The organism is Sorangium sp. So ce834 (assembly GCF_051521425.1).
In the GTDB taxonomy this organism is placed as follows: domain Bacteria; phylum Myxococcota_A; class Polyangia; order Polyangiales; family Polyangiaceae; genus Sorangium; species Sorangium cellulosum_D.
Map to the genome: position 1 here is coordinate 5,251,867 of NZ_CP150351.1, position 20,426 is coordinate 5,272,292.

Genomic DNA, 20,426 nt, shown 5'->3' on the forward strand with positions numbered 1-20,426 from the left:
CTATCCTCGCCCCCGGCGGCGTCGCGCGTCGCGGCGCGCCTCGGCGCGCTGCGCCCCGACGTCGGCCGGCTCGGCCTTGACCGTCGCCGCGTCGAGCCGCTGCGCCAGTTGCTCGATGGTCGGGTACTGGAACAGGTCGGTCAGCGACACGGCCTGCGCCGCGGCGCCCTCCGCGGGCGCGCGCGCCGCGATGCGCTCGGCGAGCAGGCGCTGCGCGCGCACGAGGAGCAGCGAGGTGAAGCCGAGCTCGAAGAGGTTGTCGGTCACGCCGACGGCCTCGACCTGCAAGACCTCCGCGAGCACCGAGGCGATGAGCCGCTCGGTCGCGGTCCGCGGGGCGACGGCCGCGGCGCGCGGCGCGACCGCGGCGGGATCCGGCAGGGCGGCGCGGTCCACCTTGCCGTTCGCGCTCAGCGGCAGCGCCGGGAGGACGACGACCTCCGCGGGGATCATGTACTCCGGCAGCTTCTTCCGGACGAAGTCGCGGAGCGCCGCGCCATCGGCCTCGGCGCCGACGACGTACGCGACCAGGCGCTTCTCGCCCGACGGATCGGTCTTCGCCGCCACGACCGCCTGCTCGACCGAGGGGTGCTGCGCGAGGGCGGCCTCGATCTCGCCGAGCTCGATGCGGAAGCCGCGGATCTTCACCTGATGGTCGGTGCGCCCGAGCAGCTCGATGGTCCCGTCGGCGAAGTAGCGGCCCAGGTCGCCTGTCCTGTACAGCCGCTCGCCGGTCGTGGGGTGCTTCAGGAACCGCTCCCGGGTCCGCGCCTCGTCGCGCCAGTAGCCGAGCGCGACGCCGATCCCGCCGATGTAGATCTCGCCGGGGACCCCGATCGGACACGGCTCCAGCCCCTCGTCGAGCACGTAGGTGTGCTGGTTCGCGAGCGGCCGGCCGTACGGGATGCTGCGCCACGCCGGGTCGACGTCCGAGATCGGGTGGGCGATCGACCAGATCGACGCCTCGGTCGCGCCGCCGAGGCTCACGACGCGGGGCGCGCGGCAGGCCGCGCGGATGCGATCGGGGAGCTTCAGCGGGATCCAGTCGCCGCTCATCATGACGAGGCGGAGCGACGACAGCGCCGGATCGTCCGCGCCGGGGGACGCGTCCATGAGCATCTCCATCAGCGCCGGCACCGAGTTCCACACGGTCACCCGCTCGCGCTCCACGAGCTCGCGCCAGTGCCCCGGATCCGAGGCGCGGGTACGGTCGGGGATCACGACGGCGCCTCCGGCGGCGAGCGTCCCGAACACGTCGTAGACCGACAGGTCGAAGCTCAGCGACGAGAGCGCGAGCACCCGGTCCTCCGGGCCGACGTCGAAGCGGCGGTTGATGTCGAGGACGGTGTTCACCGCGCCGCGGTGGTCGATCATCACGCCCTTGGGCAGCCCCGTGGACCCGGACGTGTAGATCACGTAGGCCAGGTCGTCCGTGCTTCCGCCGGGCGGCCGGCGCGCGACGGGCTGCTCGCGCCACCGCTCGTCCGCGTCGACGGCGAGGCGCTCGATGCCCGCGGGCCAGGCGATCGCCCCGTCCACCGCCGACTGCGTGAGGACGAGCCGGACCTCGGCGTGCTCCAGGAGGTGCCTGAGGCGCTCCTCGGGGAGGCGAGGGTCCAGGGGCAGGTAGGCGGCGCCGGCGCGCAGCACGCCGAGCACGGCGGCCACCTGCTCCCAGCCCTTCTCCATGACCACGGCGACGAGCGCGTTCGCGGTCGCTCCGGAGCGCGAGGCCGCCGCGGCGATCGCCTCGGCGCGCCGGGCGAGCTCCCCGTAGGTGAGGCGCCGGTCGGCGTCGACGACCGCGCACGCGTCGGGCTGCTCGACGGCGCGCTCGAAGAACGGCTCCTCCAGCCGGAGGTGATCCGGGGTTGCGACCGCGGTGTCGTTCCACGCGACGAGGGCGCGCTCGCGGTCTTCCGGCGTGACGGAGAGCACGCGGACGCGCTGCGCGGGGTCCTGGGCGGCGCGCGAGAGCACGCTCTGCATCGTGGCGAGCATCCGGTCGATGGTCGCCGCGTCGAAGAGATCGACGTTGTACTGGAGCGAGATCACGTCGCGCCCGCCGCGCGGCTCGACGCTGAAGCGCAGGTCGAAGCGCGTGGCCTCGACCGGGAGATCGAGCGGCTCGATCCGCACCTCGCCGAGCTCGAGCGACTCGGTTGGGGCGTTCTGCACGACGAGCATGACCTGGAACAGCGGCGAGCGGCTCAGGTCGCGGCGGGGGTTGACCGCCTCGACCACCTTCTCGAACGGCGTGTCCTGGTGCTCGAACGCCTCGAGCGCGACCTTCCGCGCCCGCGAGAGGAGCTCCTCGAAGGTCGGGTCGCCGCCGAGGTCGAGGCGCATGACGATCGTGTTCACGAAGAAGCCGACGAGGGGCTCGAGCTCGGGGCGAGGCCGGTTGGCGACCGCGGTCCCGATGGCGATGTCGTCCTGGCCCGAGCTGCGCCTGAGGAGCACGCCGAGCGCGGCGAGCAGGACCATGAAGCGGGTGGCGCCGTGGCTCCGGGCGAGCTCGTCGAGCTGCGCCACGAGGCGCGCGTCGAGCGGGAGGACCCGCTCCGCGCCGCGGAACGTCTGGACGGGCGGCCGCGGGCGATCGGTCTGGAGCTCCAGGACCGGCAGCCCGCGGAGGGTCGCTGTCCAGTGAGCGAGCTTGTCGGCGAGCCGCTTCCCCGCGAGGTGACGGCGCTGCCACACCGCGAAATCGACGTACTGGAGCGGCAGCTCGGGCATGTCCGCGGGCCCGCCGCTCCGCGCGCGCCGGTAGAGCTCCGCGAGATCGCGGACGAGGGGCTGGAACGACCAGGCGTCCGTGACGATGTGGTGCGTGGACAGGACCAGGATGCAGGCGTCGTGGTCGAGGCGGAACAGCCTGGCGCGGAACACGGGCCCGCGCGCGAGGTCGAACCCCGTGGCCTGCTCGCGCGACGCCCAGGCGCGCGCCGCAGCCTCCGCCTCGTCCGCGGGCGTGCCGCGGAGGTCGACCACCTCCGGCAGGGCCGCCTCGGGCTCGCAGACTTTCTGCGCGGGCGTGGGGTTCGCGACGAACACCGTGCGCAGGCTCCAGTGCCGCCGGACGAGCGCGGCGAGCGCGGAGGACAGCGCGTCGACGTCGACGAGGTTCCGCAGGCGGACCGCCTGCACCACGTTGTAGGCGGTCCCGCCGGGGAGCAGCTGCTCGAGGACCCACAGGCGCTCCTGCTCGTACGAGAGCGGATACGGCTCGTCCGCCGGCGCGCGGCCCAGCGAGGGCGCGATCTCGCTGGCGGGCACCGTCGCTGCGGCGGCGGTGGCCGAGGCGGCGCCGGAGGAGAGGCGATCGGCGAGCTGCGCGAGGGTTGGGTGCTCGAAGAGGGTGCGGAGGGTGGTGCGGATGCCGAGGGAGGACTCGATGCGTCCGAGGACCTGCATGGCGAGCAGGGAGTGGCCGCCGAGGTCGAAGAAGCTGTCGTGTCGTCCGACGCGGTCGAGGTGGAGGACGGATTGCCAGATGTGGGCGAGCTCCAGCTCGAGCTCGCCCGAGGGGGGCTCGTAGTCGGCGCGTGCGGCGGGGGGCGCAGGGAGGAGCTTCTTGTCGACCTTGCCCGAGAGGGACATGGGCAAGGCGGGGAGCAGGACGAAGTGGGCGGGCACCAAGGCGTCGGGCACCAGGCGCGCCATGCCCTCGCGCAGGTCGCGCTCGGAGGGCGTGTCGGCGCCTGGCACGACATGGGCAATCAGGCGCGCGGCGTTGCCTTGGCCGTGGAGGACGACGACGCCCTCGCGGACGCCGGGCAAGCGTCGCAGGGCGGATTCGACCTCGCCGAGCTCGACACGGCGGCCGCGGAGCTTGACCTGCTCGTCGCGGCGCCCGGCGAAGGCGAGCTGTCCGTCGGGGCGCCAGCGCACCAGGTCGCCGGTGCGGTAGAGGCGTGCGCCGGGCTGGCCGAAGGGATCGGGCAGGAAGCGCTCTGCGGTCAGGTCCGTGCGTGTGTAGCCCTGGGCGAGGCACTCTCCGCCGATGTACAGCTCGCCGAGGACGCCGGGCGGCACGGGGTGCATGTGCGGGTCGAGGACGTAGACGAGGGCGCCGTCGATGGGTCGGCCGAGCGGGGGCTCGTCGCCGAGGTCGGCGACCTCGGCGACGGTGGTGATGACGGTGGCCTCGGTGGGGCCGTACATGTTGAAGAGGCGGAAAGGGAGCGGTCGCCGGAGCGGATGGAGCTTGTCGCCGCCGACGGTCATCGCGCGCAGGGCGATGCCGGTCCAGTCTTGCTCGAAGCACGCCTCGGCCAGGGGCGTGGGCATGAACGAGAGTGTGGCCCGCCGTTCGACCAGCCAGGAGACGAGCGCCGTGGGAGAGCGGAGCGCGTCGTCGTCGGCGAGAAGGAGCGTGGCGCCGCAGGCGAGCGGCGTCCAGATCTCGTAGACGGAGGCGTCGAAGCCGCTGGAGGCCAGCTGCGTCCATCGGTCTTGCGGCGAGATCTCGAGCAGGCGCTGGAAGAAGGAAACGAGCCTTGAAAGGCTCGCATGGCGCACACAGACGCCCTTCGGCGTGCCGGTGGAGCCGGAGGTAAAGAGAATATAGGCGAGGTCGTTGGGCCTGGAGACGAGCGGAATGTGGGCGCTGGGCGCGTGGGACCCGTCCTGGACGAGGTGGACGGGGCAGGGGGCGGCGGTGAGCTTGTGGCTGGCCTGGCTGCTGGTGAGCGCGAGCGAGGCGCGGCAGTCGGCGAGCATCTCGGCCAGGCGCGCCGGGGGGTTGGCGGGGTCGAGCGAGGCATAGGCGGCGCCTGCCTTGAGGACGGCGAGCTGGGCGGCGACCATGCGAGGCGAGCGCTCGATGCAGACGCCGACGACGCTGCCGGGGCCGACGCCGCGGTCGCGCAGCCACAGGGCGAGCTCGGTGGACCAGGCGCTGAGCTCTGCGTAGGTGAAGCGCTGGTGGCCGAACTCGAGCGCGGTGGCGCCCGGCTGTCGAGCGGCGTGGGCCTCGAAGAGCGCATGGACGCAGGCGGGGGCCGGGGCGGAGGCGGCCTGTCGTGCGGCGGCAGCGCCGCTCCAGTCGTCGAGGAGCAATGCGCGCTCGGCGTCGGAGAGCATCCGGAGCTCGGAGAGCGGTCGACCGGGGTGCTCGACGGCGCTCTGGAGCAGGAGCACGAAGTGGCGCGCCATCCGCTCGATGGTGGCCGGGTCGAAGAGCTGCTGGTCGTACTCGAAGCGCAGGGCGATGCCGGAGTCGAGCTCGGCGGCGAACAAGGCGAGATCGAACTCGGCCGCTGCCCGGTCGTCGGCGAGGGTCGTGAACTCGAGCTCTCCCTGCGCGATCCGCACATCCCCAGCGCCGGTGGTGAGCGCGGCGAGGCGGGGATCCAGCGACGGCAGAGCGCCCTGGAAGGCGAAGGCGACGTCGAAGAGCGCGCCGCCTCGCCGGGCCGCGCCCCGGGGCTCTGCGAGCAGGTGCTGGAGGGCGCTGTCGCCGTGGGCCAGCGCGTCGAGGAACGCGTCGCGCACGCGGGCGACGAGCGCGTCGAAGGACGCGGCCCCGCGCAGCGCCACGCGCACGGGGAGCATCTGGACGAAATAGCCGAAAGCCCGAGTGCTCTCGTCGTCGTTCCGCCCCGCCGAAGGGACGCCCACGACAAGATCGTTCTGTCCGCTCGCGCGATGGAGCAAGACGGTGAGCGCCGACAGCAGGACCGAGAAGAGCGTGGTCCCGCGCTCACGCGCGAGGCGCGCCAGCGCTCCGGTCAGGGGCTTTGGCAGCGTGATCGCGTGAGCGCGACCGCGGCGAGGGCTCGCGTCGTGGCGGGCCCGGTCGCGGGGGAGGTCGATGGCGGTCGTCGCGCCGTCGAGCGCCTTGCGCCAGTGTTCTGCTCCGCCGGCCGCCTCCCGCGGCGAGGGACAGCTCACGCCGGCGGCGAAGAAGCTCGACGGCGGCGGCAGCTGCGGGGGCCGGCCCGCGCGCAGCGCCGAGTACAGCTCCCCCAGCTCGCGCACCAGCAGCGCGAACGACCAGTAGTCGACCACGAGGTGGTGAAGGACCACGGTGAGCAGCGGCGGCTGCCCCTCTCCGCGCCGCCAGACATGCACCCGGAGCAGCGGCCCGCGCTCCAGGTCGAACGCGCGGCGGCGCACCTCGTCCGCGCGGGCGACGATCTCGCGCTCGTCCAGCGCCATCGCCGGCTCTTCGGCCCATTCCAGGGCGATATGGCGGTGGACCTGCTGCAGCGGATGGCCGTCGCGCGTGAGGAACGTCGTGCGGAGCGCCTCGTGCCTCTCGACGAGGCCCTCGAACGCGCGGCGCAGCGCGGCCACGTCGACGCCGGCGCCGAGCCGGACCGTCCTGCCCAGGTTGTAGAGCGCGCCGTCGGCCGACTTCTGGCACTCCAGCCACATCGCCCGCTGCCCCTCGGTCAGCGCGAACGGCTCCTCCGGCGTCGCCACCCGCGGCGATGAGGAGCCGTCCGGACGGGTGAGCCCTCGCTCCAGGGCCGTCGCTGCGGCGGTGGAGGTCGAGGCGGCGCCGGAGGAGAGGTGATTGGCGAGCTGCGCGAGGGTTGGGTGCTCGAAGAGCGTGCGGAGGGTGGTGCGGATGCCGAGGGAGGACTCGATGCGTCCGAGGACCTGCATGGCGAGCAGGGAGTGGCCGCCGAGGTCGAAGAAGCTGTCGTGTCGTCCGACGCGGTCGAGGTGGAGGACGGATTGCCAGATGGCAGCGAGCTCCAGCTCGAGCTCGCCCGAGGGGGGCTCGTAGTCGGCGTGCGCGGCGGGGGGCGCAGGGAGGAGCTTCTTGTCGACCTTGCCCGAGAGGGACATGGGCAAGGCGGGGAGCAGGACGAAGTGGGCGGGCACCAGGGCGTCGGGCACCAGGCGGGCCATGCCCTCGCGCAGGTCGCGCTCGGAGGGCGGGTCGGCGCCTGGCACGACATAGGCAATCAGGCGCGCGGCGTTGCCTTGGCCGTGGAGGACGACGACGCCCTCGCGGACGCCGGGCAAGCGTCGCAGGGCGGATTCGACCTCGCCGAGCTCGACACGGCGGCCGCGGAGCTTGACCTGCTCGTCGCGGCGCCCGGCGAAGGCGAGCTGTCCGTCGGGGCGCCAGCGCACCAGGTCGCCGGTGCGGTAGAGGCGTGCGCCGGGCTGGCCGAAGGGATCGGGCAGGAAGCGCTCTGCGGTCAGGTCCGTGCGTGTGTAGCCCTGGGCGAGGCACTCTCCGCCGATGTACAGCTCGCCGAGGACGCCGGGCGGCACGGGGTGCATGTGCGGGTCGAGGACGTAGACGAGGGCGCCGTCGATGGGTCGGCCGAGCGGGGGCTCGTCGCCGAGGTCGGCGACCTCGGCGACGGTGGTGATGACGGTGGCCTCGGTGGGGCCGTACATGTTGAAGAGGCGGAAAGGGAGCGGTCGCCGGAGCGGATGGAGCTTGTCGCCTCCGACGGTCATCGCGCGCAGGGCGGAGCCGGTCCAGTCTTGCTCGAGGCACGCCTCGGCCAGGGGCGTGGGCATGAACGAGAACGTGGCGCGCCGTTCGACCAGCCAGGAGACGAGCGCCGTGGGAGAACGGAGCGCGTCGTCGTCGGCGAGGAGGAGGGCAGCGCCGCAGGCGAGCGGCGTCCAGATCTCGTAGACGGAGGCGTCGAAGCCGCTGGAGGCGAGCTGAGTCCAGCGGTCGCTGGGCGAGAGCTCGAGTCGGAGGTGGAGGAAGGAGACCAGCCTTGAAAGGCTCGCGTGGCGCACACAGACGCCCTTGGGGGTGCCGGTGGAGCCGGAGGTGAAGAGGAAATAGGCCAGGTCGTCGGGCCTGGAGATGAGCGGAAGTTGGGCGCCATGGGCACGCGCCCAGTCCTGGACGAGGTGGACGGGGCAGGGGGCGGCGGTGAGCTTGTGGCTGGCCTGGCTGCTGGTGAGCGCGAGCGAGGCGCGGCAGTCGGCGAGCATCTCGGCCAGGCGCGCCGGGGGGTTGGCGGGGTCGAGCGAGGCATAGGCGGCGCCTGCCTTGAGGACGGCGAGCTGGGCGGCGACCATGCGAGGCGAGCGCTCGATGCAGACGCCGACGACGCTGCCGGGGCCGACGCCGCGGTCGCGCAGCCACAGGGCGAGCTCGGTGGACCAGGCGCTGAGCTCTGCGTAGGTGAAGCGCTGGTGGCCGAACTCGAGCGCGGTGGCGTCCGGCTGTCGAGCGGCGTGGGCCTCGAACAGCGCGTGGACGCAGGCGGGCGCCGGGGCGGAGGCGGCCTGTCGTACGGCGGCAGCGCCGCTCCAGTCGTCGAGGAGCAATGCGCGCTCGGCGTCGGAGAGCATCCGGAGCTCGGAGAGCGGTCGACCGGGGTGCTCGACGGCGCTCTGGAGCAGGAGCACGAAGTGGCGCGCCATCCGCTCGATGGTGGCCGGGTCGAAGAGCTGCTGGTCGTACTCGAAGCGCAGGGCGATGCCGGAGTCGAGCTCGGCGGCGAACAAGGCGAGATCGAACTCGGCCGCTGCCTGATCGTCGGCGAGCGTGGTGAACTCGAGCTCTCCCTGCGCGATCCGCACGTCCCCCGCGCCGATCGCGAGGGCTGACAGGCGTGCATCCAGCGATGGCGGGGTGCTCTGGAAGGCGAAGGCGACGTCGAACAGCGCGTCTCGCTGCGCCTCGCCCTGCGCTCGCGCGAGCAGGTGCCGGAGGGCGCTGTCGCCGTGGGCCAGCGCGTCGAGGAACGCGTCGCGCACGCGGGCGACGAGCGCGTCGAAGGACGCGGCCCCGCGCAGCGCCACGCGCACGGGGAGCATCTGGACGAAGTAGCCAAAGGCCCTGGCGCTCTCCTCGTCGTGCCGCCCCGCCGAAGGGACGCCCACGACAAGGTCGCCCTGCCCGCTGGCGCGATGGAGCAAGATGGTGAGCGCCGACAGCAGGACCGAGAAGAGCGTGGTCCCGCGCTCGCGCGCGAGGCGCGCCAGGCCTCCGGTCAGGGGCTTTGGCAGCGTGATCGCGTGAGCGCGACCGCGGCGAGGGCTCGCGTCGTGGCGGGCCCGGTCGCGGGGGAGGTCGATGGCGGTCGTCGCGCCGTCGAGCGCCTTGCGCCAGTGTTCTGCTCCGCCGGCCGCCTCCCGCGGCGAGGGACAGCTCACGCCGGCGGCGAAGAAGCTCGACGGCGGCGGCAGCTGCGGGGGCCGGCCCGCGCGCAGCGCCGAGTACAGCTCCCCCAGCTCGCGCACCAGCAGCGCGAACGACCAGTGGTCGGCCACGAGGTGGTGCAGGACCACGGTGAGCAGCGGAGGCTGCCCCTCTCCGCGCCGCCAGACATGCACCCGGAGCAGCGGCCCGCGCTCCAGGTCGAACGCGCGGCGGCGCACCTCGTCCGCGCGGGCGACGATCTCGCGCTCGTCCAGCCCGATCGCCGGCTCTTCGGCCCATTCCAGGGCGATATGGCGGTGGACCTGCTGCAGCGGATGGCCGTCGCGCGTGAGGAACGTCGTGCGGAGCGCCTCGTGCCGCTCGACGAGGCCCTCGAACGCGCGGCGCAGGGCGGGCACGTCGACGCCGGCGCCGAGCCGGACCGTCCTGCCCAGGTTGTAGAGCGCGCCGTCGGCCGACTTCTGGCACTCCAGCCACATCGCCCGCTGCCCCTCGGTCAGCGCGAACGGCTCTTCCGGCGTCGCCACCCGCGGCGACGAGGGGCTGTCCAGACGGGTGATCTCTCTCGTGAGCTCGCGGAGAGAGCCTCCTCGCAAGATCGATGTCAGCGGGATCGCGCGCCCCGTCCGCGCCTGAAACGCGTGCTGGAGCTCGACGGCAGCGAGGGAGTCGAGGCCGAACCGCGATATCGGCAGCGCGTCGTCGATCTGCCCGGCGTCCAGACGAAGCGCGCGGGCGAGGGTCGACCGCAGCGCGTCCAGCAGGCTCCGGCCGGAGGGCTCCTCGGTCTCCGGAGGCGCGTCGTCCGGGGGCGAGGCGTCGTCGAGGAGCTCCGGCGCGAACGCGACGTGGCGCTCGCCGAGCGCGTCCTCGAGAAAGGCGCGCCGGCACTCCCTCCGGCGGACCTTCCCGCTCGACGTCTTGGGCAGCGCGCCCGGCGCGATCAGCGCGACGGCGTGCGCGACGAGCTGGTGCTCGGCGGTCACCGCCTCACGCACGGCCGCCACGATCTCGCGCGGATCCGCGGCCACGCGCGGGTCGACCTCGCACACCACGGCGAGGCGCTCCTCGCCCTCGTGCTCGACGGAGAACGCGGCGCTGCAGCCCGGCCGGACGGCGCGATGGCTGCTCTCGACGGTCTTCTCGATATCCTGCGGGAAGTGGTTGCGGCCTCGAAGGATGATGAGATCCTTCGACCTCCCCACCACGAACAGCTCGCCTCCCCGGAGGAAGCCGAGATCTCCCGTGCGCAGGTAGCGCGGCGCCGCGCTGCCGGCGAGCGTGGCCCCGAACGTGGCATCCGTCTCCTCCGGGCGCCCCCAGTAGCCGGCGGCCACGCTGGGCCCGGACACCCAGATCTCCCCGATCTCCCCCGGCACGAGCTCGTTCCCCGCGGGATCGACGATCGCGACCGCCCGCGGATCGAGCGCGCGACCGCTGCCGACGAACGTGCGCGCGCCCTCCGCCGACGACGCGACGGCGCGCCCGATCTCCACCTCCTCGGGGGCGAGGCGCGCCAGCACCGGCGCCTCGGCCCGCGCTCCGCCGCTCACGATGAGCGTGGCCTCGGCGAGCCCGTAGCAGGGATAGAACGCCTCTCGCCGGAACCCGCTGACCGCGAAGGCGCGCGCGAAGCGATCGAGCGTGTCGGCGCGCACCGGCTCGGCGCCCGTGAACGCGACCTCCCACGACCGCAGATCGAGCGCCGCTCGCTCCTCCTCCGAGCTCTTCCGGACGCACAGGTCGTATGCGAAGTTCGGGCCGCCGCTCACCGAGGCGCCGAGCGCCGAGACGGCGCGGAGCCACCGCATCGGCCTCTGCAGGAACGAGAGCGGCGACATGAGCGCGACGCGGATCCGCCGGTAGAGCGCCTGCAAGATCCCGCCGATGAGCCCCATGTCGTGATACGGCGGCAGCCAGATCACCCCGACCGGATCCGGGCTCGTCAGGTCGAATCCCTGCGCGATGAGCCGCGAGTTGTGCAGCAGGTTCCCGTGGGTGAGCATCACCCCCTTGGGCTCGCCGGTCGAGCCGGAGGTGTATTGAAGGAACGCGACCGACTCCGGCCGGAGCGCCGCGCCCGGCCCCTCGATCGGGCCCGGCGCCGGGCCGTCGGTCGCGATCCACCGGAGCCGCTGCAGCGCGGCGGCCGCGGCGCTGGCCGGAAGGGACGCCACGATGCCGGCGACGGACGATGACGTGAGCGCCGCCTCGGCGCGCGCGTCAGCCACGATGGAAGCGACGCGCGGCAGCGTCCGCTCGAGCCGGCCGAGATCCGGCGGATAGGCGGGCACGGCCAGGACTCCAGCGTAGAGACACCCGAAGAACGCGGTGATGTACTCGATCCCCGGCGGATACAGCAGCAGCGCGCGGGCCCCGGGGGCGACGCCCGATGCCTGCAAGAGGGCCGCGACGGTTCGCGCGCGCTCGTCAATTTCCCGCAGGGTCACCCAGGTCGCCCCGGCCTCGACGTCGCCGGACTCAAGAAAGCAATAGATTGGGCGGGCGGGCTCAGCTTCGGCCCGCTGGCGCAAGAGGTCGATAACGGTGGAAGGGCGGTTCCGTTCGTTCCGTTCTAATGCAAGAAAAGCATCATTCATTGAACAGACCCCTCCGCGGCGGAGATAGCAGCTTGTCCGCTGCGACACAACCGCCGCGCGACGCGCGTGGCACGGCGGGATCCGGGCGTTACTCCACCTGCACTTCCCGTCGCGTCACGCTCGCTCCGCCGCGGGTGTCGTGAACCACCGCCCACAGCGACACGCGCCCTGGCTCCGAGGGCGGCGTCCACGTGGTCCCGTTGCCCCCGCGAGAGGCGCCGGTCGTATCGCTCACCAGGCGGCGCGCCCCGTCGAACTCGCCACCGTCCGTGTAATAGTCGACCCAGATCGCCTCGCGCGCCGGCGGACCGCCGAGCCCGGCGGCTTCCTCGTCCACCTCGGCGGCCTTCTCCGGCACGACAGCCTCGATCTCGTAGGTCGTGCACTCGTCCTCGGCCGGCTCGGTCCGGCCGCAACCCTGGGCCTGCTCCTCGGACCGAACGCACCGCTTCACGACGGGCAAACCGTCCTCGCCCGGCGCGACCTCATTGCCATCGAGCTTCAGCGTGAAGCCGTCGATGGGCGGGTTCGTATTCAGTCGCTCCTTCTTGAAGACATAGACCTGCGTGTAGCCCACGACGAAGCTGTCCGGACCGAGCACCGTCCCGTCGTCGCCGACGCACTCCAGCGGAAACCCGGCCTTTTCGGGCGCCGAAGCCACGCGTGTCGTGCCGGCGCACACGGCGAACAGCACGTAGGCCGACGAATACACCGTTCCCGTCTCGGTGGGCCTCGCGTCCTTGAGGATCTCCTTGGGCAGCTTCCACGTGAACGAGACCGCATCGGGCTCGCCGCTCTTCTCCGGACCGATCTCCTGATGCGCGAAGGGGACGGTGCGCTCCCCGTCGCCACCGCCGCTGGCACCGCCGCCGCCGTCGCCGCTGGCGCCAGCGCCACCATTGCCGCCTTCGCCGCCGCCAGCGCCACCACTGCCGCCTTCGCCGCCGCTGCCACCATCGCCACCACTGCCGCCGTCGCCGCCGCCGCTTCCGCCGCTGCCGCCTCCCGGATTCGCGACGATTCCCGCCGCATAGGTGCCCAGCCACTGCGGGATGCACCCGAGGTGCTCGTCCACCCCGACCGGCGGATTCACGCAGCCGCCCACCCACGTGACCTCGACCTTCCGCGGCGCGCCGTCCTCCGCGCCCTTCGCGTCGGCGTACGTCATCCGGAACGTCACGAGCTCTTCCGCCGCCGCGTACGGCTTGTCCGCCGTCACGGCGAGGACGCGGAGCCCCTTCACCTCGGACGAAGGGGCCATGTCGCTCCCGGCGCAGCAGGGGATGCCCACGGCCAGGGTCGAGAGCGCGGCCAGCAGCGCGCGACGAGCGGGCAGTGCGGTCCGTTTCATCAGAAATCTCCTCGCAGCCCGAGCGTGGGCAGGAAGGGGAGCCCCGTCACGTACTCCCGCTTCGTGTAGTTGAAGTTGTAGCTGATGCCCTCCGCAGCCATGTAATTGTAGACGTTCTGGATATCGAGGTAGAGCCCGAGCTGCCACGTCTTGAATTTCCACGTCTTGTCGGCGCGGATGTCGAGCTGGTGAAACAGCGGCATCCGCTCGCTGTAGTCACCCCCGAGCGGGATCGGCGAATACCTCGCGGAGGACGCGTGGTAAATCGCGTTCACCCGGTTCGGATTGCACCCCTTCTCCTCAGGATCGCAGACATAGGGCGTCTGCAGGTTGCCCGACACGAGCCGGAAGCGCGCGCCCAGCTCCCAGCCCCGGCCGAGCCGCAGGCTCCCGAGCACCGTCAGCACGTGCGTCTGATCGAACTGCGTGAGGTGCTCCTCCTCGTCGGGGCCGTCCTTGCGCACCGACCGCGAGAGGGTGTACGCCGCCCAGCCGAAGAAGCGCTCGTCCGGCTTGTACTTCAACAAGAGCTCGCCGCCGACCGCGTATCCGGTGCCGTCGTTGGCGTAGTCGTCCTTCTCCGGCGAGAAGACGACCAGCCGATCGAGCTGCTTGTAGAACCCGTCCAGCGTCACCTCGATCTGCGGCGTGATCTCCTGCTCCACGCCGAGGCCGTAATGCACGGCGCGGTTCGACTTGAGCTCCGCATTCCCGAACGGCTCGATGCTCTCCGCGAACTGCGGCGCCTGATAATAAAGGCCCACGCCCCCCTTGGCCGTCGTCCGCGGGAAGCCGCTCCGGATGTCGTAGCGCGCGTTGACCCGCGGGCTCACGTCGAGCGTCTGCGTATCGAGCGCGTAGTCGACCCGCACCCCGGGGACGATCCGCGCCCGCGGCGAGGGGACGACCTCGAGCTCGGCATACGCCGCGGGCCGCGAGTACGCGCCGTCGAACGACCGATCCTGGAACGGGTACGTCGAGAACGGCTGGTTCGACGGGTGCCCCGCGGGCTGCTGCGACGGCGCGCGGATGTTCACCGTGGCGACGCCGCCCGAGAGGTCGGTGCCGACGTTCATCGTGAGGTACCGCGCGAACCTGTGCGAGAGCTCCAGCCGCAGGTCGAGCGAGGTCGAGACGACGTTGAAGGCGAGGGGAGAGATCTCGAAGTCGGCGATGTCCCGGCCGAGCGCCATCGACCACAGCAGCCGATCCCGGCTCCCGATCCGGTTCTCGTAGCTGAGCTGGAAGCGCTGGAAGGCGGTGTGCAGCCCGAAATCGCCCGTCAGCGCCGGCTCGTCCTCCGGCGGCTTGTCCAGGGTGATCTTGAAGGCGTCGTCCGATCCGTAGAAGCTCGCGCGCACGCGCTCGCTCGCGGAGGGGCGGCCCTCGAGGACGAACTGGTAATCGTAGTAGACGGGCGCCTGCGTGACGCTGGAGCCCGCCTCCTTGAGCACGGGCCCGAGCCACGCGTCGACCCAGCTGCGGCGGCCCGCCGCGATGAACGTCCAGTCCTTGAGGAACGGGACGGGGCCCTCGAGGAGCACGCGCCCGTCGATGAGGTCGAGCTGGACCACGCCGTGGTACTTGCCGTCCTGCTTCGGCGACCGGAGCCCGACGTCGACGATGCCGCCCATGGCGCGGCCGTACACGGCGCTGAAGTTGCCCGGATAGAAGTCGATCTTCTCGAGCATCTCGGTCGGCACGACCGAGGAGAGGCCGCCGAAGTGGTAGATGATCGGCACCGGGGTGCGATCGACGAACGTGAGCGTGTCCTGGGGCGCGGACCCGCGCACGATGAGCAGCCCGAAGCCGCTGCGCGCGACGCCCGGCAGGCTCTGCAGCGAGCGGAGCGCGTCGCCGCCGGTCCCGGGGATGCGGTCGATCTCGCGGCGCTCGATCGTCCTCCGCGTCACCTCGCGCGGCGGGCGCTCGCCCTGCACGGTCACCTCGATGCCCGGCGCCTTGCCGTCCTGCGGCGCGGCGAGCGAGATGCGGTAGCGCACCTCGATCGCCTCGCCGGCCGCGATCTCCTCCTCGGCGGCGAACGGCTCGAACCCCGCGGCGGCGACCTCGACGCGGTACTTGCCGGGGGGGAGGTTCTTGAAGCGGAACTTGCCGCCCTGGTCCGTCTTCGCCTCCTCGCGGCCGCCGTCGGGGCGCACGAGGGTGACCGCGATGTCCGGGAGCGGCTCGCCGGTGCCCGCGGACAGGACGGTCCCGACCACCGTCTCGACGTCGGCGGGCGGCGCCGGCGCGGCCGCATCGGCGGGCTTGGGCGTGAGCGTGAACGCGTACCGGTAGAGGATGCGCGCCGCCGCGGGCGTGCCGTCCGGGCGCCGCGCCGGCGCGAACTCCAGGCCGGGCGCGGCCGCGAGCGCGGCGTCGTCGAAGCCGTGCCCGCCGGGCGTCGCGACCTCGGCCTTTGTGACGCGCCCGGTCTTGTCGATGTCGAGCTTGAGGATGACGCTGCCCTCGACGCCGGCGCGCTGCGCCTCGATCGGATACGCGGGCGGGGAGTACTTGATCAGCGTCGGCGGGCTGATGGCGGCGGGCGCCGGCGGGGGCGCGCCCGGCTGAGGGACGACGACCGCGCCGGCGCCGCCGCGGGGGACCGAGGCGCCGCCCGAGTCGCCCTCGGCGGCAGGAGGAGGCTCGGGCGGGGGCGCGCCTGCGGGCTGCGCGCGCGCTGCGCTGCCGGTCATCGCGACCGCGAGCAGCAGCGCTTCCGAGACGACGAGGCGCATCACGGAGGACGCTGTGGAAGGCATGCGGCCCGCCCTCTCGCATGGCGACGCCGAGGCGGAAAGACGCATCGCGCAGCCAGGACCGTGCTTCACATTGCTTCACACAACGGGCGCCGCGCGCCCCCGCGGGCGGCGCGAGCGCAGGCGGCGCGCGCGCCCGCGGGCGGCGCGAGCGCGAGCGACGCGATCAGCCGCCGACCTCAGCCACGAACCGGCTCACGTCGTCGCTGTCGCCCACGAGCAGCAGCGTGTCGCCGTCGCGGATCACGTAGTCCGGTGTGGGTGCCTCGAGCCGCGGCTTGTCGCCGGGTCGCTTGTTCGTGTGCGGCCGCACACCGAGCACGTTGATGCGGTACCGCTGGCGGATCTTCGAGCCGGCGAGCGTCTGCCCGACCAGCGGCCCGTGGGCGTTCCAGGGGACCACGCGGTAGTGGCTCGCGAGGTCGAGGAGGTCCTGCGCGAGCGGCATGGTGATGTCCGCGCCGACGCGGCGGCCCATCTCGGTCTCGAGCTGGATGACGCGGGTCGCGCCCACCGCGCGCAGGATGTCGGCCTGGCGATCGGTGGCGGCGCGCGCGATGATCTCGCGCACGCCCATCCGGACGAGGGAGGCCACGCAGAGCACGGACGGCTCGAAGTGCTCGCCGAAGGTCACGATCGCGGTCTCCACGTACTGCGCGCCGATCCCCTCGAGCACCTTGTGGACGGTGGCGTCGCCGACGAACGCGGCCGAGGTCTTGTCCTTCACGGCGTCGACGGCCTCCGGGTTGTTGTCGACCGCGATCACCTCGGCCCGGTTCTTCCAGAGGGTCTCGACGACCGACGTGCCGAACCGGCCGAGCCCGATGACGAGGACGCTCTTCGATTTCATGGTCTCCGGTCGCGCGCCGCCCCCTCGGGGCGCGGCGCCGCGAAGGTCTCACGGATGCGCCGGGAGCGCCACGGTTCGGCGCTGCCGTCGTCGCGACGGCGCGGCCCGCGCGGGCCGCGCCGCGCGGCGGGCGGCGGGCGGCGCTCAGTAGAGCTCGTCCTGGTGCTGCCACCGCTCCGAGATCCACGCCTTCAGGTACGCGATCTCCTCCTCGTACGTCGTGAAGTCGTCGCGCCAGCTCCAGCCCTCGTAGCTCCGGTACGCCTCGCCCCACCGCGCCTCGTCCCGGCGCGCGCTCGCGTCGATGCGCTCCACGTAGCCGTCCACGATCGCGTGGATCTCGGCCTCGGCGAGCGCGCCGCGCAGGACCTGATCGTAGCGGGCGCGCAGCGGGTCGCCGATCGACGGCTCCTCGAGGAGGCGCTCGAAGAGGAGGTTCACGTCGCGGTAGTCGACGCGATCCGAGGCCGGCTCGCGCTCGGTCTCCCACGACTGGCCGAAGCTCGCGTTGAAGTCCCACGGCGCGTAGCGGAAGACGCCGTTCGCGGCCGGATCGCGGTAGTGGTAGCTGTTCTTTCCGGCCGAGTCGTTGGCCACGATGAACGTGACGAAGATCCACCAGTCCTCGTAGTCGCGCAGATCGATCCGCGACCCGATCTCGGCGGCGAACGTGGCGTCGTCGGACTCGGCCACGAAGCTCACGAGATCTTCCAGATCCGAGAACGCCTCCGGCTCGCCCTCGGCCGGCGCCCCTTCTTTCTTCTCGAAGCCGTCGTGCAGCGTGTCCTTGGGGTCGCCGGACCGGTCGGTCAGCGCGAAGTTCGCGTCGTGGCTGACCGCCTTGTAGAGGTTGCCGTCCTGCGGGTAGCCGTGGTCCTCCATCAGGTAGCCGTCGACGTGATCCGAGACGGTGTAGAGCCCCGCGTACTCCCCGTCGAGGTACAGGACGGCGCTGTAGGTCTTGATCTGGATGTGCTCGGGATCGAGGCGGTTCCAGAGGTCGTAGGCGAGGCGCTGCCGGACATAGGAGTTGTCGTCGAACGTCGTGATGAGCACGACCTTGCGGCGATCGGTGAAGCCGCCCGCCTCGTCGGGCTCGTTGAATTTGTCGTCCTTGGGGAACTTGAGGGTGTAGCTCCGCTTCGGGTACGAGAGCGAGCTCTCGCCGCGGAGCTCCGCCTCCGCGGCGTACGTGTGGCCGCGGTAGATCACCGTGGCCGGCGCGTACTCCTTGTCCTCGGGGACCGGCGAGAGGAAGAGCACCGGCAGGCCGTACTCCTCGGGGTAGCGGGTCGGATCGACGACGGGCACGTTCGACGGATCGGCGAAGGCGTCTGCGACGCCGACCTTGACGCGCCCGACCTCGGACGTCTGCGCGACGCGGATCTCGATGTCGTAGACGGCGGCCTGATCGAGCCCGGGCGAGAACGTCACCTCGCGCGCGATCGGGTCGTAGGCGGCGCCCTCGGGGAGCGGGCCGACCTCGAACGCGTCGCCGGCGAGCGCGAGGCCGCTCGCGCACGTCACCGGGAACGTCACGGTCTCCCCCTCGAGGAGCCAGTGCGGGCCGCCGCCCGACGGCTGGCAGCGCGAGCCCTCGGCGCTGGAGCCCCCGCCGCTGGAGCCGGCCGGATCTCCCGCCGGACCGGGCGAGTCGTCGGAGCAGCCGGAGGCGCAGAGCGATCCCAGGACAAGGGCCGCGGTCAGCGGCAGGAAAGGGTGAAAAATTCGCATGAGGCTTATTCTACGCGAGCGCGCGCCGGCGTGGGTCGCGCTGCGGCGGCGCTGTCCCCCCTCCGAGTCCGCCGCGGCAGCTCCGAGACGGCAGAGGTCGCCGGCGATCGGGGCGAGGCGCTCGACGTGAGGTGCCGCCGCCACGCGCCGGGGGCCATGCCGGCCCACTTCCGGAACGCGTGACTGAACGACGCCTCGGACGAATAGCCGGTGAGGCGCGAGACCTTCGCGAGCGGCGCGCCCTCGCGGAGGAGAACCGCAGCCTTCTGCATGCGGAGCCGCGTGAGGTAGGCGAGCGGCGGCTCGCCGACGAGCTCCGTGAAGCGCGCCGCGAAGACCGAGCGCGAGACGCCCGCTTCCTTCGCGAGCGAGGCCACCGTCCACGGCTCCTCGGCGCGCCGGTGCATCGCGCCGAGCGCCGCGGCGGTGCTCGGATCGCGGAGCGCGCCGAGGAAGCCGCCGCCGCCCTCGGGGAAGCGCGCGAGGTACGCGCGGAGGATCTGGATGAACATGACGTCCGCCATCCGGAGGAGGACGATCTCGGACCCGGGCCGGTTCGTCTGGATCTCGCGCGTGATGAACTGGATGTTCTCGAGGAACGACGGCACCGCCTGCTCCACGTCGGGAGTCATCCGGATGAGCGGTGGCAGCGCCGCGAGGATCGGTGTCGCGAGCGGGTCGTCGAGCACGAAGGCGCCCGTGATGAAGGTCGTCTCGGGGCCCTTCGCGCCGAGGTCGATGTGGATGACGCCATGGGTCGAGTGGGTGGTGCATCGCGCGACCTCTTCGAACCTCCGGGAGGTGCTCCGCGGATGGTCGCGCAGCGCGTGGGCGTGGCCGAGCGGAAGTACCGCGAGGTCGCCACCGGAGAGCGCGACGCGCGGCTCGTCCACCTTGTCGACGCTGAGCCAGGCGCTGCCGCGGACCACGTAGTGGAACCGGATGCAGCTCTTGACCACCGGCAGGGCGACGCCCCACGGCGCGCGCCCGACGGTGGAGACCCAGCGCGTCCGCTGCAGACGAACCGGGGCAAGCACCGCGCTCAGGGCATCCATCGCTCGACAGCGTAATGAGCGCGGGCCGCGGTGTCCAAGTCGCGCGGACGATCTCGAAATTTTCCCGGACGACCTCGCATGGTTCGTGCGGATCGCGAGCCTTACCAAGGACGCGTCGTCCTCGACGAAAGGGAACATCATGACCAGCAAGCTCGATCTCTCGAAGGAGTTCATCGGTCGCCGTGCCATCGTCACCGGAGGCTCGCGCGGCATCGGCGCGGCGATCGCGCAGCGCCTCCTCGACGCCGGCGCCAAGGTCGTGGTCGCCGCGCGCTCGCGCAGCGACGTCACACCCGCGGCGGCGACGCTCATCTCCGGCGACATCCGCACGAGCGAAGGGGTGAAGTCGATCGCCCGAGAGGCGCTCGCGGCCCTCGGCGGCCTCGACATCCTCGTGAACAACGCGGGCGGGTCGCGCGCGTTTTCTACGGGAGGCTCCGAGGCGATCCCCGACGAAGAGTGGCAAGACGCCCTCGCGCTCAACCTCCTCTCCGCGGTCCGCCTCACGAACGCGGTCCTGCCGGCGCTCCGCGCCTCGAAGGCCGCCGCGATCGTGAACATCTCGTCGACGGCAGCGACGATGCCGGTCGGCACGTTCGCGCATTACTGCGCCGCGAAGGCGGCGCTCGACACCTACTCGCGCGCGCTCGCCGTGGAGCTCGCGCCGAGCGGCGTCCGCGTGAACGTCGTGACGCCGGGCCCGGTGGCGACACCGAGCTCCGAAGATCTGCGGAAGAGGTTCACCGACGAGATGGGCCTGTCGGCCGATGCATTTGTCCAGCAGGTGCCGCTCGGACGCGTCGGCACCACCGACGATGTCGCGGAGGTCGTCGCGCTCCTCGCGTCGGATCGCGGGAAGTGGCTGACCGGCGTGAACTACCGTGTCGACGGCGGACAGACGGCGCGCTGACGGTCAGGCCTTCATCGGGCTGCCGACCTCGTCGGCCGCGCGGAGGTCGTTCAGCGGC

7 protein-coding genes are annotated in these 20,426 nt (G+C 72.4%); 1 reads left to right on the top strand and 6 read right to left on the bottom strand.

The features are described 5' to 3' along the window. The 6 genes from WMF20_RS18950 to WMF20_RS18975 form a co-directional block, all read right to left on the bottom strand. The gene (locus tag WMF20_RS18950) at positions 1-11,703 is read right to left on the bottom strand and encodes an amino acid adenylation domain-containing protein (RefSeq protein ID WP_437615541.1); all 11,703 of its coding nucleotides are present in this window, start codon (positions 11,701-11,703) and stop codon (positions 1-3) included. A gap of 88 nt (positions 11,704-11,791) precedes the next feature. Then, complete coding sequence (locus tag WMF20_RS18955) at positions 11,792-13,054, bottom strand: hypothetical protein (RefSeq protein WP_437615543.1); 1,263 nt, start codon at positions 13,052-13,054, stop codon at positions 11,792-11,794. Continuing rightward, the gene (locus WMF20_RS18960; protein ID WP_437615545.1) at positions 13,054-15,822 is read right to left on the bottom strand and encodes a TonB-dependent receptor domain-containing protein; all 2,769 of its coding nucleotides are present in this window, start codon (positions 15,820-15,822) and stop codon (positions 13,054-13,056) included. The genes WMF20_RS18955 and WMF20_RS18960 overlap by 1 nt, the downstream gene beginning before the upstream one ends. 163 nt (positions 15,823-15,985) lie before the next feature. Continuing rightward, positions 15,986-16,669, bottom strand: coding sequence for a potassium channel family protein (locus tag WMF20_RS18965; RefSeq protein WP_129575732.1), 684 nt, complete (start codon positions 16,667-16,669; stop codon positions 15,986-15,988). A gap of 144 nt (positions 16,670-16,813) precedes the next feature. Beyond that, on the bottom strand, positions 16,814-18,403 hold the full coding sequence (locus WMF20_RS18970) for a CotH kinase family protein (RefSeq protein ID WP_437615547.1): 1,590 nt from the start codon (positions 18,401-18,403) through the stop codon (positions 16,814-16,816). Between the two features lie 5 nt (positions 18,404-18,408). Next, positions 18,409-19,458 carry an AraC family transcriptional regulator gene (locus WMF20_RS18975; RefSeq protein WP_165374072.1) on the bottom strand — a complete coding sequence of 350 codons (1,050 nt, stop codon included), beginning with the start codon at positions 19,456-19,458 and terminating at the stop codon, positions 18,409-18,411. A 139-nt stretch (positions 19,459-19,597) separates the two neighbouring features. Here WMF20_RS18975 and WMF20_RS18980 point away from each other — a divergent pair, with 139 nt between their 5' ends. Next, complete coding sequence (locus tag WMF20_RS18980; RefSeq protein ID WP_437615549.1) at positions 19,598-20,368, top strand: SDR family oxidoreductase; 771 nt, start codon at positions 19,598-19,600, stop codon at positions 20,366-20,368. The last annotated feature ends 58 nt before the right edge of the window (positions 20,369-20,426 follow it).

Coding starts and splice junctions, on each gene's coding strand:
- WMF20_RS18950 (WP_437615541.1), bottom strand. CDS start 11,703: ATGAATGATGCTTTTCTTGCATTAGAACGGAACGAACGGAACCGCCCT.
- WMF20_RS18965 (WP_129575732.1), bottom strand. CDS start 16,669: ATGAAATCGAAGAGCGTCCTCGTCATCGGGCTCGGCCGGTTCGGCACG.
- WMF20_RS18955 (WP_437615543.1), bottom strand. CDS start 13,054: ATGAAACGGACCGCACTGCCCGCTCGTCGCGCGCTGCTGGCCGCGCTC.
- WMF20_RS18975 (WP_165374072.1), bottom strand. CDS start 19,458: ATGGATGCCCTGAGCGCGGTGCTTGCCCCGGTTCGTCTGCAGCGGACG.
- WMF20_RS18960 (WP_437615545.1), bottom strand. CDS start 15,822: ATGCCTTCCACAGCGTCCTCCGTGATGCGCCTCGTCGTCTCGGAAGCG.
- WMF20_RS18980 (WP_437615549.1), top strand. CDS start 19,598: ATGACCAGCAAGCTCGATCTCTCGAAGGAGTTCATCGGTCGCCGTGCC.
- WMF20_RS18970 (WP_437615547.1), bottom strand. CDS start 18,403: ATGCGAATTTTTCACCCTTTCCTGCCGCTGACCGCGGCCCTTGTCCTG.